Origin of the sequence: Anaerocaecibacter muris (assembly GCF_943192945.1) — a bacterium.
In the GTDB taxonomy this organism is placed as follows: Bacteria; Bacillota; Clostridia; order Christensenellales; family Pumilibacteraceae; genus Anaerocaecibacter; species Anaerocaecibacter muris.
Genome location: NZ_CALPCE010000003.1, coordinates 38,378 through 54,826 on the forward strand (window position 1 = coordinate 38,378; position 16,449 = coordinate 54,826).

Genomic DNA, 16,449 nt, shown 5'->3' on the forward strand with positions numbered 1-16,449 from the left:
TATTTACTCCTTTATGGTTTATTTTATTTTAAATGTGTAGTAATGCAACGGTCGCTGGCGACATTGTCAAAGTTGAATCGTTTAACTTAACATCCCCGCCATTGGCTTTTAAATCCCCGACAAGTTTATACCCTGCGAATTCCGACGTGTCGAGCGTAACGGACGCCGTTCCCGTATTGTGGACTATAAGTATTGTTCTGTTTTTCCACGTTAAAGTATAAACCGCTACCGACGAATTAAGTGAATTGGTTGAGTTGAGAGAACTGCCGGCAGCCAATATCGAGGCTTGTGTTTTGATTTTATTGTCTGACATCAATCCGTGTGGGGTCATTACGCCGCGTCCGATTTCGGGGAATCGATTGCGCAACTGTATCGCATTTCTGTAAAACGTCAGAATAGAAGAAGTTGAGCGGTTTTGAGATTTCCACGTACCGAATTTTTGCGTACCGTCGTAATTTGCTCCCGGCGGGTTTTTCATATTATACTTACCGTCGCCCCAGTTAAACGGCAAACGTTTATTAGGGTCAACACCGCTACCAGCCGCGCCTATTTCTTCGCCGTAATAAATATACGGATTGCCGGGCGCCAACAAATACAGTGCGGCGGCTTTTTTTATTTTAACTTGGTCGTAATTGAAATATCCCGCACTGCGATCGTTATCGTGATTTGAAAGGAAATTAGACATAATCGCGTCCGGATCTTTGGCTAAAGTACCCGCTTGGATTTCCGCAAGTTTGTCGGTAAACCAACCTGCGTCGGAAGTACCCCAACCGTTAGCTAATTCCGCAAAACCGACGTCGTCGGCGCCGCCCATGGAATAGTTAAAGCAACTCATGCCCGTGCCGAAAAACTTTTCGATATCCATGTTACCGGTCCAAACTTCGCCGACATTATAACAGTAACTGTTAATGCCGTCGTTCTCTTTACCGAAAACTTCGGTGCCTTTTTGATTACAGTAATCGTTAAACCATGTCCAAAACTCGCCGTTTTCCTCGGTATAAATCGACCCGTCCGCAAACGCCCACGGCACAGCATCCAGTCTGAAAGAATGCACGCCGCGTTCCAGCCAGAAATCGACGATATTTTTTATTTCTTCCCTGACTTGGATATTGCTTAAATTTAAATCGGGCATTTCAATGGAGAAGTTACATAAGTAGCTGTACGGACTGTCCGACACTTTTGCGTAACCGTCAGACCCCGACAATTCCGATGTAAGTTTAAAACAATATTTTGCCATGGCTTCGCTCGTTTCGGGAGTGAGTCCGTTACGCGCGTCTGTAAGAGCTTGCTTAAACCAAGGGTGTTGTTTAGACGTGTGATTGAGCACCAAATCCATTTGCAACCATATATCGCGTTTGTTGCATTCCTCGACGAGTTTGTCAAAGTCATCAAGCGTGCCATACTCTGCGTCAACGTTGTAATAATCTTTTACATCATACTTATGGTACGAGTTGGAACTGTTTATCGGCATAAGCCAAATTCCGTTTATACCCAAGTCTTCGGTCGTACTGTCGTCACCGTCGTTAAGGTAATCGAGTTTTTCGATTAAACCTTTAAAATCGCCGATACCGTCGCCGTTGCCGTCCGCAAAAGACCGAACAAACACTTCGTAATAAGTCCTGCAATAATCCTGCGGAATATCGTATTCGTAAGTATTAGTCGGCGCGGCGGGATTAGGTCCGTTATCGCCGTCTTTTCCGCATGCCGCACAAGTGATACTCAACGAACATGCAAGAACAGACGCCGTCGCCAACGATAAAAGTTTTTTATATTTCATGTCAACTCCAATATAATATATTGTAATAATTATTTATAAAGATATAAGCCAAAGAGTTTTAATAAACAGCATATAATCAATGCTTATATGCTGTTTATTATACCCTATTAACCTTTTGCCGCGCCGCCGGTAATGCCTGCTACATAGAACTTTTGCATTAACAGATATAGCAACACTATAGGCACCGCAATTAGCGTACCGCCTGCACAGAATCTGGTGAACATACGGTCTATCGTATTGTTGTCGCCGGCGTCCAACCATTGTTGTATACCTACCGCAACGGTGAACTTTTCGGGATCCGATATAAAGACTTTCGCCAAAATAAAATCGCACCACGGACCTATAAAAGCAGTAAGAATCGTATATATAATTATAGGTTTACTTAACGGAATGATCATCCGCCAGAATATGCGGTTTTTAGTAGCGCCATCGATACGCGCCGCCTCGTCAATCGCGACAGGCACTGTATCGAAAAAGCCTTTAACAATATAATATCCCGTACCTGCGCCTATAGAATACACAAGTATCAATCCGAAAGTATTGTTTGTCAATGTGTACTCTGTATCACCGATAGTGAACGATACTTGCTTGAAAATATAGTATAGCGTAATAATCGACAGGAAGCCGGGAAACAGCCCCAAAATCAATGCTATATTCATCAACGTTTTGCGAGCTTTAAACCTCAAACGCGAAAGCGCGTAAGAAACCATGAGCACCAATAAAGTAGAAATTATACAAGAGCCTGTCGCTACTATCAGCGTATTTACCAACCATTTGCCGTAAGGATACTGGTCGTAATCTGCGCCGCCGAAAAGATTTTTGAAGTTATCCATCGTAAATTCTTTCGGAAAAATCGAAGTAGTTATATTGCTCGTATTAGCGTCAAATGCTCGCAATACCATCCAAACAAGCGGAAACAACCATATTACTACCATCACAGCGAGTACAATGTATATTATGCTATCGGTAATTAAACGTTTTGATCTTAACCCTATCATTGGAACGAATCCTCCTGTTTAACCGATTTGGAACTGTTAAATACAATAAGAGCAAAGAAGCTACTTATAATAAACGTGAATATACCTATAACCGCACCGTGATTGTATTCCGCAGAGGAATTGTTGACGGTCAATCTGTACAACCAAGTTACCAACAAGTCGGTAGAGCCGGGGCTGTTTGCGGATTTGCCCATGAACGGACCGCCGCCCGTAAGGAAGAATATAACGTTGAAGTTGTTAATGTTGCCCGTAAACGTCGTTATAAGCTGCGGACCCATAACAAACATAATATACGGGAACGTTATGGATATAAACCTGCGCACAGGTCCCGCACCGTCGATACGGCTCGATTCGTACAACTCTTCCGGGATATTCATAAGTATACCGTATGTGGAAAGCATTGTAAACGGCATGCCGCGCCACATATTGATAACTATAACCATTATTCTCGCCATCGTCGGTTTATAAGTAGCCGAGCCGAACCAGTCCACATTCTGATTTATTCCAAACCATTGTTGTATAATCAAGTTAAATGCGCCTGTCTGCGCCGGATCCGACTTCCATGCGAAAAACTGACTCATCATAAGCAACGATACAAAATCGGGAACAGCGATTACAATAACGAAACAAGTCCGCCAAAACGCTTTAAGTTTAATCGACTTTTTATTGATTATCATTGCCAAGAACATGCCGAAGAAGAAGTTGGTAAACGTCGCAAAAAACGCCCATATAAGCGTCCAGCCTAATACGCCCCAAATTTCCGTTCCGTATGTCTTTCCGAAAACCGAAGCAAACGAATCGAATCCCACCCACTTAAACAAATGGACTTCGTCGTTAAACGCGTCGAAATTGGTAAACGCAACCAAAATGTTGCAAATGAGCGGCAATACCGTTACTATCAAAATACCTACAATAGGCAATGTAAGTATCGTAACATGATAACCGTCGTTAAGCGCGAAATTTATCTGTTGTTTTGGACCGGAAATAGCCTTGCCCGCTTCTACGTGTTTTTGCGTGTTGTACGCGATTTGGGTATTCTTAATCCACATATAGAGAAAGAATATCATAAAAATAAACGTCAAAACGCTGAAAATAAGTATCTTGAGCGAGTTATCGTGTTCTACCATACCAATCCCGCCGGGACCGGGAAGTATAGGCGTTATGCCCAATGACGGCAACATCGATAGATTATGCGCCCCGATAAACACCATAAACAGAATAAATAAAACTTCAACGGCAAGCTGTAAAAAACCCGTTAAAAATTGTTTGGGCCCGCGCGAAAAATTGCCGAATCCCATAATAAGATACGACATTCTCGTGCGCCAATCACCGTTTTTAAATCTGAACCACAAACCTTGAAAACACCGACCGATTGCAAATACAAAATCGCGGATTTTAAAAGGAATCGCCTTGATACAGCACCATATCATTATACCAACGTTCTTGATATATTCCAATATGGCAAGTCCGAATTTTTGATACCAAGGTCGATTATATTGCTTCCAGGTAGGGACAGTATTTTTGGTTGATGCCATAATTTTAACTCCCTATCGAATAATTTAAAATAAACAAAGAAAATTCGCCAAGCCGAGAAATTCGACTCGGCGAATAGCCTTTGCTTTACATAATTACTTTAAAATCAGGTTTTGTCAATCTTAATGGATGCCGCAATCGTCTTTAATTCTTCTTTTGCGTCTTTTAAAGTTTTCATTTCGCCCGTAGCCATCTTCTTAACAGGGTTGAGAATACCGGTTTCAGCCCAGAATCCGTCGGCTTGGTCGTGCTGTACATAGCCCTTTTTCTGAACTTGAGCTCTGTACGTTTTGATAATGGGATCGTTTTTGATGGTTTCGTTGTTTTCCGTCAAATTCTTATTGCTCGGCCCCGCATTGGTTGCGTTATAACGTGCAAGCTGTCCTTCTTCGCTGGTAAAGAACTCTGCAAGCGCAAGAGCGGCGGGAATAGTGTCGGCAGATTTAAGTGCGTTTACTGCGCAATATTTTGCGCCGTAGAAAGTACCCATATCATAAGTCTCGCCACCAACGGTAAAGGAAGGCAGAACCGCCGTTTTTATTTTGGTTTCGGCATTGGGAACCTTCTTCTTAATTTCCGACCATTTCCATGTTCCGTAAATGCCGGCAATGTAGTTACCCTCCGCGAAACCGCTAACTATATCGCTGTTGGTAATTACTTGCGAAGGCGATTTCGGAGCATTGTTCTTTTCCGTGGAGAAATAATTCCAATACGCTTCGATAGCAGCCATGCCTTCCGGAGAATCCAAAGTCGTATCGTATTTTTTCATAGATGCGTCGGCAAAGTCAAACGCGCAGCCCGTGCCGATAAAGAACGACGCGACATAATATGCGTCGCCGTAATCGAACGAAATATGCTTGTTTTTTGCTTTTGCAACAGACTGTATCTTATCGAGCGAAAGTACGTCTTCCGCCGTCAATTCCGTGCTGTCGTAATACAAGAAATACCCGTTGTCGTTAGTCGCAGGGAACGCCATAATTTTATCGTTGATTGTGGCGAACTCGTAAGTGAAAGCCTCGTCGCGCTCCGTTACCAACGCTTTATAATTATCGGGCAATGCTTGAAGAACATTGCGGTTATATAATTTATATAAGTGATCGGAAGGGATAAAGAATACATCGGCGCCCGTAGAAGGATCTTTACCTAATGCAGTCTGAACAGTTCCCTCGCCTTTTGCTTCGAACTTAATAGTGTACTTGGCATAATCGGGGTATTTTTCTTTGAACTGCGGAACAATTTTTTCGTATCCGCTGATAGCCTCTTGAGGGCACCATACTTTAAGCACGGGACCGCTGTCATCGCTACCGCCGCAAGCCGCAAGCCCGCCGATCGCGGTAAAAGCCATAGCAGAAGCTAAAAGTGTTGCCAATATCTTTTTCATAATTTATCCTCCAAAAATATTTAATATTATTTAGAATGAATATAAGGTTTTATAAACTGAATATTAAAACCTATAAGTTTTCCGCACCGCATTTTGCGGCATGTCATTATTTTGAACAATTTGTAGAATAATATACTTTTGTTGTTTAAATTGCAACGAAACAAGCCCGATAAAACCGATCATCGGGCTTGTGTTCGGCAATCATTTTTTAAATATTACGCAGTAACGGTAGCGATTTTAACGGTTTTCACACTGCCGTCCGCCGCGAGCACAACCGTAAACTTATAAGTTCCTGCGGTTACACAAGAGAAGTTACCGCCGCTGCTTGCCTCAAAAGCCTCGTGGTCGGTTTCTATTGCCGTGCTGGTCGCACCGACCCAACCGCCTTGTTTCCAATCGCCGGCAACTTCGCCTTTCGTGACCTTTTGCATAACACGAAGACCGAATTCGTCGCCTTCTTCACATGCCATGGAAATTTCGTGTGTGGTATCTTCCGTAGGGTCGGTAACCGCCGTCGATTTTGCGGTTTCAGCCGTAGGCTCTACCCATGCCGTTTCCCCGCCGAAAGCGCCGTAGAAACCTACATAGTAAGAAGTCGAGAGTACGGGAGCGTCGGATTTACGAACATACGTTACGATGGATTTGTCCGTCGGCGCGGTATTGATACGCAATTCGTAAACACCGTCCTGATTGACTACAAAGTTCTTTCCGCCCAAGCCTTCGCCAGCTTCTTCCGATATAGGGGAAGTAGCGGTATTCAACGACTTCAAAAGGTTTTCGTCAGCGGTAAGTTTGCTTATACCGGGCATATCGTCCCAAGACGTATCGGCATAACGAATTTTAAAAATATCACCTTTATACAAGTTAAGCGTTACTTTATACAAATCCTTATTATCGGAATTCTGTTGGAACTGGAAATCTTCGGGGATAGTCGCAGTGCCTGCGTCATCGCCCCATGTCGCGTTATCGTAATACTTGAGCGTAGCCGCAACCCAATAAGTTTCTTCGGGAGCTGCCCATGTTCCCGTAATCGTCTTATTAAACGGATCATCATATCCGCCGCCGGGTTTGTCGTCTCCACCGCATGCAACAAGACCGCCGATAGCCGTAAGCGCCATAGAAGACGCCAAAAGAGTAGCGAGCAATTTTTTCATAAATTTTCCTCCATAATGAATTATTTAATTGCTATAAGCATTTTAGCACCATTAGTTGCCTTTGTCAATAGTTTTTCACAAAAATTTTGATAAAATTTATACATATTGACCAAAGTGTACACTTTTATTCGTGTTAATATATCACTGCTTTTGTTATATTTTGTACTATTTTGTCTTTTTTATTAAGAGCCTTTTATTTTTCGCTCTTTTTCGCCTATATTTTACATACTAACGCCGCACGAAAAGCGTTAATATCAATCCTTAATATATATAGTTATTGTATATTACTGTTAATTCCGAATAACAAAAAGCACGGTCGTTCTGCCGCGCTTTTGATTGCTTTATTTACGATTATCTATATTTAAGGTCGTTGAACTCTACCCCGTCCGCGCGGCGTATGCGCTCCGCGTCGAACAGTTCGGGATTGGTCACGGCGAGCGCGGCGACATAATCGTACACGGCGACGGGCGCGTTGCGACTTATGCACATAGACTTATAACGCGCTATAAGTTTATCCGCGATCGGATCGCCCATGACAAATCGGTCGAACCCGAATTTTTTGTCGTGACATGTGTCGAGCGTAGCTACCGCCGTCGCAGTTTTTGCATAGCTTTTAAATGCCGCAACGTCCATTGCCTCGTTAAATTCGTACTTGCCGCAGTTCGGTTCTTCCTTGACCGTTCCGCCCATCAACACCGTACAGAACGGCGTATACCCCAGCATGTTCGGCACGGTACAAGGACCGAGCGACAGCACGCAATCGCGGCTCGGTTGCGCCTCCGATTTAAGCTCCGAGCAAAACTCCGCAAAGTCGATCACGGTAAGTTCGGACGTCTTATGTTCCAACACGTCGCCTATCCCGTCCGTGCCGTGCACGTCGGGGATATTATCGGACGGCTGTTTAACGGCGCGCGTATCTACTATGCGCACTTTGTTTTTGTCCGCACCCGCCGCGGCGAGCAGTGTATGAGCGTTGCGATACGCCGTTTGCACACCGACGTTCCCGCCGATCGGCACAACGTCGATTTTGCCGAACTTATCGGCATGACGGAGTATGTGCAACGTCGCAATCGCGTCGTCCAGACCGTAATCGCAAAACATTATTATTCTGTTATAGTCCATAATTTCCACCTCGCCGCGCGCATATTTGCATGGTTGCTAATATGTTTATATGTTCACGACAGTATTTTAACCGCTTTTATCGCGGTATGCCCGCTTGTTATATCGATTTGGGCGTAAAAACGACGCTGCCGAAGCCCGTTCCGCCGTGCATACCGCCAAAGCTCACCTCGCCTATACTTACAAGGTTGTTGAGCACGTCCTCGCTGCGTTCCGCGATAGTCACTATATTGACCTTTGACTTATCGGTCGAATCCGCGCTCAAACTCATCAGTTTTACAAGCACGTCGTATTCCGCGGCGGTCATGTCGTTGAATATCAGTCCTATTTCGTCAAAAGGCTTAACGGGGTCGTCCGTCTTTTTATACACAATCGTCGCGTACACCGTTTCGGGGTAAAACTCGACCGAATCGGCTTTGTCGGTTTCCATAAACTTGTTCATGGTCATGGAGAACGTGACAAACATATAGCTGTCGTTTTCCGTCAACGTTTCGGCAATCGCCAAACGCTCGTTTGCCCACGTCCGCGCGTTTTGCGCGTTTTGCGAGTCGTCGCCTTTATTAAGCACCGCCGTTTGCACCGCGCGCACACTGCCGTCCTTGTCTATGCTCTCTACGCCGCGCTTAATAAACCCGTTGAAAGTCGTGTCGGAATAAACGCCGCCGCGCGTGACCATGTCTTTATATTGATCGTCGCTCCACGCCGCGTCCGTCGCGCTCGGCGCGTTACGGATTACGTCGGACAGTTTATAGTTATTCGCGTTGCGCAGCCCCTCGACGTCCACATATTGATACATGCCCTGCAATGCGGACTTGACGGTGTCCGCCGTGGTCGTTTCGTCGAGCGTCAAATCCATCTTGCCCGCGAGGAAAGTGTAAAAATCAATCATTTCAAGCCCGTCGACGGTGAACTCGAACAAGTTGCCGCCCTTGCCTACCGTAATACCGCCTATGTCGTCGGGCACGTTGCTTTCCGAGCCAATGCTTTTATTAAGACTGTTAAGCTGTTCGTAAAGTATTCGCCCGAAGTCCTGCACCTGCGACTCTATATCGAAGTCGGGATTGAAAAACTTGACGATTTCGACCATGTCCGAAAAAACCTCGCCGCCGCTCGGCATGTTGTTCACGCCGACGTCCACGCCGTAACGCTTTGGCTCGATTTCGCCGTCGCCCGTCACCTCGTCCAGCTTGACTTGCGCCGTGACGAACACGTTGTCGGACGACAGCAAGAATTTCATATCGGGCGGCAACAGGTCGCCGACGGCTATCGACAGCACGATCGAAAGTCTTGTAGGCGAAGTAGATACGTCGTTAATGCGATAGGACGCGACAGACTCGTTGCCCTGCTTCGACAGTTGTTCGGAGAGCAACGCGCCCAGTTCCGCGGCGGTCATTTTAGGCTTTAACAGCTCGGTCGCGCGCGTGTCGTGCGCAAGATATTTGATCGTGCCGTCCGCACCGCTCACTCGGAACTTGCCCATGTCGAAGTCGGACATAAACTGCGTAAGCCTGTCGAAGTCGGACAAATCGTCCGTCGGCGCGGGATTGAGGTAGTATTTATCAATCACCTGATCGATAAACGCGCCGTAGTCTTCGGCGATTTGCGGCTCCGACGAAAATCCGTCCGTATCGTTGAGCGCGCGCAACACGTTTTTCAAGCCCGACGGCTCGACTACTTTCGTGCCGTCCTCGCGCACAAGCACCGTATCGGTGACGACGGTAAAGATGTCGGGCATAATCATGCCGCCCTGCTCGCCCGTGTATTCGCCGCTCGCGCCGTCAAGCTCGACGGTGGACGCGACAAGCCGAATATTGAGTTTTTTATACAGCTCGTCGAGCATGTTATTGAGCATGCTCTCCATTTTTTCGGACACGGTGTTAAGGTTGAAATTGGGAATAAGTTTTTCGAGCGTGGCAATGACGTACTGCGTGTTTTCGCACGAATTTATCATAAACTCGGTTTCGTCCGCGGTCGCGCCTGCGGGACGGTTGCGCGTAATATCAACCGTGACGGTCAACAGCAGTTTTTCGGGCATCAATCCAGCCGCCAGCTTGCCCGCCAAACTTCCGCTACCCATTGACGCGAGCAAATCGCTCGTATCGACCTCGACGGCTATAAGCGCGTACAACTTGCGCTGTTGTTCGGGCAGTCCTATATCGCCGTCCTTGCGCACGAATGTTAGCGCGTCGAGCGTGATTTTCAAGCCCTCCAAGCCGGTGCCCGCGCCTGTCAACAGTTTATCGGTCTGGCTCGACAGCGCGGCGGCGAGCATGCGATCGGTAACCGCCAATTCCAGTTCGGACAAATCCTTGTCGAGTGCGGCTGTAAATTTATCGGTATTTATAAGGTCGAGCAAGTCTTTGGACTGCACGGACGAATTCTGCCCGTCGAGCGACACGCCGAGCATGGCAAGCACGTTTTCGAGCGTCACGTCCTCGCTGTCGCCGAAGTCGAGCGCGTATTTGCTTTCTATTTCCTCGATAAACCTGCGTTCGTAATCTATGGGTGCGAGCGTAGCGCTCCCGCCCTCGATATACACCTCGTCGCCGTTTTCGGCTAAATATCTGTTTTTATAGAAGTACGGCTGTAACTTTTTAAGTTGCGCGCTCGGGTCGGACAGCAACGCTTGCAAAACATATATCAAATCGGACTTCGTGAGCGGCTCGCCCTCCATATTCTCGCTCGCCAATTTCGTAACGGTTTCGAGCAAATCCAAATTCAATTCGCCGCGCGGCGCGTCGGTAAAATCCATGTGCTCGGTAGCCGTTTTCAAGTACGGCTTAATCTTTTCGGTCAAATCGACAAGCAGTTCGTCGAGCGTGCTCGTGCCCGACATCTTTAAAATGCCGTTAATCAGCTTGCTTGCGCGCGCGTGTTCGCTCGCGTTCATGTCGTTTATGACAAGTTTGGTCGTGCCGTCGCCCAATAGCGGAACGGACATCGTCACGTACAGGTTTTCGGGCAGAAAAACGTCGCCCAACCAACGCGCAAGCCCGCTCGCCCAGCCGACGCCCGAATTTTTCATAAAGTAAGTAACAGCCTGCCCCGCCGCGCGCTGAAATCCCAACCATACGGTAACGTCCGCGCTGGTCGCGGCGACGGTCTGCGTGCCGTCCTCCGCCTTGACCGTAGAAGCGACAAAACGCACCTGTTTGAGCGACACCACCGACGCAAGGTTTATCATCTGCGGCGTTTCGCCCAGCGCGGAAATTTTGTCCGCGTTTTTGAGCATGGCTTTCATAATGGAATTTATAAATGCCGCGAGTTGCTTATCGTTCAGCTTGAATATGTATTCGTCTGTCGTCGGGTCGGTCGCGTCGTAAGCGTTGAGCCTATCCAAATCTATATTGTCGCGGTCGAGCACGTTGGCTATCATATCGACAAGCAAGTCCATAACGGACGATTGTTTGTCGTCGCCGTTTTGATCGCCGTCGGGGTTTTCGCCGTTAGACGCGTCGCCTTCGGGTTCGGCTCCGCTGTTGCGCGCAGCGGATTCCGTGCCGCCGACTGTTTCGAGGTACTTGTCGAGAGCTTGCAAAAGCGCGGCGTCGAAATCCACTTCGGCGTCGTCTTTGAGCAAAATATTGCGTTTTATTTGCGAATAGAACCCGTCAACATCCTCGGGCTTGAACGAATTTTTGACGACGTCCTTGTCGTCCGTCCAATAAAGATCGTTTATAACGCCCAGCGAGTTGCCGAGCGACATGCCGAAGTTTTCCTTTGTGAACTTATCGCCGAAATACCAGCCCACGCCGAACGCCGCGCCGAATATGACGACAACCACTATCAGAAATGCAAGACAGCACGTGCAACACCTGTTGCGCTTCTTTTTTAGATTTTCTTTTTCGATTTGCCCGTCGCCGTCGGGAACCGCCACCTTTTTTGCCATACGAAAAACTCCGAGTTCGGTTTGTAACCGTCACGGCTATTATATAATGTATACGCGGCTTTGTCAATGATTGCCGCAAAACATAATCTTATTCTAATTATATTCTAATGCGCCGCGCCATTTCCGGCGCAAGCGCCGCCCGCCGCGCGCTATTCCTCGCAGTCGTAACCCGCGTCCGCAACGGCTTTTACAGCCGCCGCAACGTCGAAGTTTCCGTCAACGGTCGCTTCGCCGTTTTCAAGACTGACCTTGACGTCGGTCACGCCGTCCACAGCCGCTATGGCTTTTTCCACGCGCGCCACGCAGTGCATACAGCTCATGCCGCTTACTTTGAGTGTTTTTTTCATGATATTACACGCTCCTTTACTACATGCGTTTAGTATTTGCACATCGCCGTCCGCGCCGACACGCTCGGTCGCGCCGCAACGTATTTTTGCGAGCTTCGAGGCGATCCGCGCGTCGTCGAACCGCATGGCGGTAAGCCGAAGCGCGTTACACACGACAAACAACGACGAAAACGCCATTGCGCCCGCGGCAATCATGGGATTGAGCGTCACGCCCACGGCGTACAGCGCGCCCGCCGCGAGCGGTATGCCCAGAGTATTGTATATGAACGCCCAGAACAGATTTTGCTTGACGTTGCGCAAGCTCGCGTGCGAAACCGCCATGGCGCGCGGCACGTCGAGCAAGTCCGACTTGACAAGCACCACGTCCGCCGCCTCTATAGCCACGTCCGTGCCCGATCCTATCGCTATGCCGATGTCCGCCGCTTTAAGCGCGGGCGCGTCGTTTATTCCGTCGCCGACCATTGCGGTCTTGCCCTGCGTTTTCAGACTTTCCACTATATTCAGTTTGTCCTGCGGCAAAACGTTACAGTAGACTTCCGTAATACCCACCTGCTCCGCGATGCGCTTTGCCTGCGCCTCGTTGTCGCCCGTGAGCATGACGACGCGCGCGCCTATGCTTTTTAACAGCTCGATAGCGCGCTTGCTCGACGGCTTGACTTCGTCGTTTACCGTTATTTCGCCCAACAGCTCGCCGCGCGTGCATAGATAAACGGTCTGCGCCCCGCCGTCCTCGACGGTCACGCCGTATTCTTTCATGAGCCGCGGCGCGCCCAGTGCGTACTGCTTGCCGTCAACCGTGCCGACAACGCCGTAACCTATTCTGTACTCCGCTTCGTCCGCCGCGACCGCGCCGCCCTCCGCCGCTTCGATAATCGCTTTTGCGAGCGGGTGCGTGGACGTGCGTTCGAGCGCCGCGGCGATATTAAGCACCGTTTTTTCGTCGCCTACAAGCGCGCCCGTCGCTTTTACTTGCGTCACGCGCGGCTTGCCCTCTGTAATAGTCGCCGTCTTGTCGAGCGCAAATATGCGCACGCCCTCCAAGCCCTGCAACACCTCGGCGTTTTTTACGAGCACGCCGTAAGCCGCCGCTCTGCCCGTTCCCGCCATGACCGCGACGGGCGTTGCCAAGCCCAGCGCGCACGGACAGGATATTACAAGCACGGAAATGGCCATGGTCAACGCTTGCCCCACCGTGCCGACGATAAGCCACACTATAAGCGTGACGAGCGCAATGGCGCACACGACCGGCACAAAAACCGCCGACACTTTGTCCGCTATCTTTTGTATGGGCGCTTTGGAACCGCCCGCGTTTTCTATAAGCTCTATAATCTTGCTCAACGTAGAGTCCGCGCCCACCTTTTCGGCGCGCAGTTCTATCCTGCCGGTAAGGTTGAGCACCGCGGAAGTGACGTGCGACCCGACCGAGGCTTCCTCGGGTATGGACTCGCCCGTAATCGCCGACTTGTCGAGAGTGGTCGATCCGACCGTAATCACCCCGTCGCAAGGCACGTACTCGCCCGACAGCACGACCACGGTATCCCCCACCGCAATATCGTCCACGGACACTTGCACGGGCGCGCCGTCGCGCAGTACGGTCGCGGTCTGCGGGCGCAAGCGCAACAGCTTATCCACTTCCGAACGCGTTTTGCCCTTGGACTTCGCCTCCAAAAATTTGCCGAGCGTGACGAGCGCGAGTATCATAGCCGCCGACTCGAAAAACAGGTTCATGGCGAGTTCCGCGCCGCCGTGCACGTTGCCCGACACTACGTCGGCGTTAATCAGAAACAGCGTGACCACGCCGTAAACGTATGCCGCGCCGCTTCCGAGCGCGACAAGCGTGTCCATATTGGGCGCGCGGCGCAACGCCGCTTTTACCCCGCCCGTAAAAAACTTACCGTTTATAACAAGCACGGGCGTCGTGAACGCAAGCTGTATAAGCGCGAACGACGCGGGGTCGCGGTGCGGGTCGAGCGCGCCCATGGGAAAGTTTATCATGTGCCCCATCGAAAAATACATGAGCGGCACGAGAAACAGCATCGACGCGATAAACCTTATTAACAACGTCTTTGAATAATCGACGGCGACGGCAACCGACTTTTTGTCGGGGGCGGCGGTTTTCCCGCCGTACACGCTCGCGCCGTACCCCGCGCCGACCACTGCTTTAATAATTTCGTCGTCCGCCAAATCGCTGTCCACAGTCATGCGGTTCATGAGCAAATTGACCTCGACCGACCGCACGTCCAGCTTTTTAACCGCCTTTTCCACGTGCGCCGCGCACGCCGCGCACGTCATTCCCGTAATTGCGAATACCTTTTTCATAACAATAATATTTTATCACCGCCGGCGCGTTATGTCAAGCAATTTCCTACTAAATCGCTATGATATAGAATTGCGCGACGAAAAATCGCGAAATAGCGAATATATGCACTTTTCGGCGGGAAGCGGCATATAAATCGGTACGAGGTATTTATGGAAAACATAGTGATAGCCGTCGGCGCGGCGGATTGCGGAACGTCGCCGCAGATGCCGTATGTCGGCGAAAGATTCGACGGCAAAAATTTTACGACGCTTGCAAAGCGTTATTTATGCGCCGCGCTGTTGCGGTGCGGGTTTGACGTAATCGACCCCGCCGACGGAGTGTGCGAACCGCAGGATCTTATCCTCGCCGCCAACCGCCACACGGTGAGCGCGGCGATAACGGTTTCTTATACGGCGTTCGGGTCGAGAAAGAGTTTCAACGACGTGCACGGCAGTGTCGTTAGGTATTCGCAAGGACGGTTCGGCGGCAAGTCGCGCGTGCTGTGCGAAGACATTTGCGCCAAGCTCGGGCTGTTCGGCAAAAGCGCAACTGCGCCGGACGGTGCGCTCGGCGCGGCTAACTGCCCCACCGCGGTGGTGGACGCGGGATATATAACGTACTTCGACGAGGCGAAAATGCTGTACGACCCCGACTTCGCCGTCGAAACGGGCGAGCATATCGCTATGGGCGTGTGCGAACACTTCGGCATGCCGTACATCAGGCGCGACGATATTCTGTCCTACCCGCTGTTGTGCTCTGCGGCGACGGGCAAGCGCGGCAAAAAGATAAAGATGTTGCAAGCGTTGCTGTGCGCCAACGGCTATCGCGTCGAAATGGACGGCATATTCGGCAAAAACACGGATATGGCGGTCAAGACGTTTTGCATTAACAACGGCAAGCGCGATTGCGACGGCGTGACCGCGGCGGTATGGCGCGATCTGCTGGTGCTAAACCCGCCCAAACTCGAATACGGAACGAAGCACAACGCCGTTTTATACTTACAGCGAAAACTGACGAGCAAACTGTACAAAACGCCGCTGTCGGGCGCGCTCGACGAGGACACGGTTGCCGCCGTGAACGAGTATTTGACCGAAACCGAAAGCGGACTGTCAACACGCAAAGGCGGCGGCATAACGGAAGAAATTTTTAAACTAATTCAAGCGGTCGGAGGCGGCAGACCTCGACTGTTTTAAGCCGAGTAAAACTCCGTCCAAGTCTAAAAAACGGCGCAAAAATTTCGTCGTTTTTTCATGCTAAAAATTTGACACTATGTCTAAAAAAGTGTATAATAAATACATAAAATAAAGTAGGTTAAACAATGTCCGCCGCGAAGAAAAAAACAACAGATAAAATAAAAGCAAGCCTTATACAACTGCTCGACTCGATGCCAATAGAAGACGTAACGGCAACCGAGCTTTGCAAGCGCGCGCAAATGAACCGCGCGACGTTTTATTATCACTATAATTCCGTGCAGGACGTTTTGACCGAAATAGAATCGCAGGTCGAATCGGAATTTTTGCAATTTTTGTCCAAAGAAACGGTAACGAGCGACGGCTCGCCCGAAAAAAGTTTTTATGTATCGTTTTTCGAGTTTGTCGCGCGCAACGCGGGCGTGTGCAAACTGCTGATAGGCAATCAACGTCAGTCCGACTTTTTGGCTCGGGCAATGCAAGCGGCGCGCACAAAGGTCGTGTCGATTATGACAAAACTTTATCCCGACTGCCCCGCCGCGAGAATAGACTACTACTTTATTTTCGTGTATAACGGATTTTTGGGTCTGCTCGAATACTGGCTGAACAGCGGCATGCGCGAAACGCCCGTAAAAATAGCCGAGGTCGGCGAACAGGTATCGTATATGGGCATTAAGTTTTTGGAACTGCCAATGTAACGCTTACAGAAAAACATACGACGGAACACATGAAACAAACTACATCAAAAACTCCAAACTCGGA

Annotated in this window: 10 protein-coding genes; 2 read left to right on the top strand and 8 right to left on the bottom strand. The window is 49.3% G+C overall.

What is annotated here, in order from left to right; genetic code table 11:
• Positions 1–28: 28 nt before the first annotated feature.
• From NFR57_RS03370 to NFR57_RS03405, 8 genes are all read right to left on the bottom strand, one after another.
• Positions 29–1,777 carry an alpha-amylase family glycosyl hydrolase gene (locus NFR57_RS03370; RefSeq protein WP_251182426.1) on the bottom strand — a complete coding sequence of 583 codons (1,749 nt, stop codon included), beginning with the start codon at positions 1,775–1,777 and terminating at the stop codon, positions 29–31.
• Between the two features lie 107 nt (positions 1,778–1,884).
• Positions 1,885–2,610: a sugar ABC transporter permease gene (locus NFR57_RS03375; RefSeq protein WP_251182427.1), complete on the bottom strand. Its 726-nt coding sequence runs from the start codon at positions 2,608–2,610 to the stop codon at positions 1,885–1,887.
• Positions 2,611–2,771: 161 nt separating this feature from the next.
• Complete coding sequence (locus tag NFR57_RS03380) at positions 2,772–3,902, bottom strand: carbohydrate ABC transporter permease (protein WP_251182428.1); 1,131 nt, start codon at positions 3,900–3,902, stop codon at positions 2,772–2,774.
• Between the two features lie 512 nt (positions 3,903–4,414).
• Positions 4,415–5,689 (bottom strand): extracellular solute-binding protein, encoded by a 1,275-nt coding sequence (locus NFR57_RS03385; RefSeq protein ID WP_251182429.1) that lies wholly within the window; start codon positions 5,687–5,689, stop codon positions 4,415–4,417.
• Positions 5,690–5,904: 215 nt separating this feature from the next.
• Positions 5,905–6,843, bottom strand: coding sequence for a hypothetical protein (locus NFR57_RS03390; RefSeq protein ID WP_251182430.1), 939 nt, complete (start codon positions 6,841–6,843; stop codon positions 5,905–5,907).
• Positions 6,844–7,194: 351 nt separating this feature from the next.
• A complete protein-coding gene (locus NFR57_RS03395) occupies positions 7,195–7,965 on the bottom strand; it encodes a nucleoside hydrolase (protein ID WP_251182431.1) in 771 nt (256 codons plus the stop codon).
• Between the two features lie 97 nt (positions 7,966–8,062).
• On the bottom strand, positions 8,063–11,851 hold the full coding sequence (locus NFR57_RS03400; protein WP_251182432.1) for a hypothetical protein: 3,789 nt from the start codon (positions 11,849–11,851) through the stop codon (positions 8,063–8,065).
• Between the two features lie 149 nt (positions 11,852–12,000).
• Positions 12,001–14,517: a heavy metal translocating P-type ATPase gene (locus tag NFR57_RS03405; RefSeq protein WP_251182433.1), complete on the bottom strand. Its 2,517-nt coding sequence runs from the start codon at positions 14,515–14,517 to the stop codon at positions 12,001–12,003.
• Positions 14,518–14,667: 150 nt separating this feature from the next.
• Here NFR57_RS03405 and NFR57_RS03410 point away from each other — a divergent pair, with 150 nt between their 5' ends.
• Complete coding sequence (locus NFR57_RS03410) at positions 14,668–15,690, top strand: peptidoglycan-binding domain-containing protein (RefSeq protein ID WP_251182434.1); 1,023 nt, start codon at positions 14,668–14,670, stop codon at positions 15,688–15,690.
• Between the two features lie 191 nt (positions 15,691–15,881).
• The gene (locus tag NFR57_RS03415; RefSeq protein WP_251182435.1) at positions 15,882–16,385 is read left to right on the top strand and encodes a TetR/AcrR family transcriptional regulator; all 504 of its coding nucleotides are present in this window, start codon (positions 15,882–15,884) and stop codon (positions 16,383–16,385) included.
• Positions 16,386–16,449: the final 64 nt, after the last annotated feature.

Excerpts from the sequence above, each read along its gene's own strand:
- NFR57_RS03370 (WP_251182426.1), bottom strand. The coding sequence starts at position 1,777 with ATGAAATATAAAAAACTTTTATCGTTGGCGACGGCGTCTGTTCTTGCA.
- NFR57_RS03375 (WP_251182427.1), bottom strand. The coding sequence starts at position 2,610 with ATGGATAACTTCAAAAATCTTTTCGGCGGCGCAGATTACGACCAGTAT.
- NFR57_RS03380 (WP_251182428.1), bottom strand. The coding sequence starts at position 3,902 with ATGGTAGAACACGATAACTCGCTCAAGATACTTATTTTCAGCGTTTTG.
- NFR57_RS03385 (WP_251182429.1), bottom strand. The coding sequence starts at position 5,689 with ATGAAAAAGATATTGGCAACACTTTTAGCTTCTGCTATGGCTTTTACC.
- NFR57_RS03390 (WP_251182430.1), bottom strand. The coding sequence starts at position 6,843 with ATGAAAAAATTGCTCGCTACTCTTTTGGCGTCTTCTATGGCGCTTACG.
- NFR57_RS03395 (WP_251182431.1), bottom strand. The coding sequence starts at position 7,965 with ATGGACTATAACAGAATAATAATGTTTTGCGATTACGGTCTGGACGAC.
- NFR57_RS03400 (WP_251182432.1), bottom strand. The coding sequence starts at position 11,851 with ATGGCAAAAAAGGTGGCGGTTCCCGACGGCGACGGGCAAATCGAAAAA.
- NFR57_RS03405 (WP_251182433.1), bottom strand. The coding sequence starts at position 14,517 with ATGAAAAAGGTATTCGCAATTACGGGAATGACGTGCGCGGCGTGCGCG.
- NFR57_RS03410 (WP_251182434.1), top strand. The coding sequence starts at position 14,668 with ATGGAAAACATAGTGATAGCCGTCGGCGCGGCGGATTGCGGAACGTCG.
- NFR57_RS03415 (WP_251182435.1), top strand. The coding sequence starts at position 15,882 with ATGCCAATAGAAGACGTAACGGCAACCGAGCTTTGCAAGCGCGCGCAA.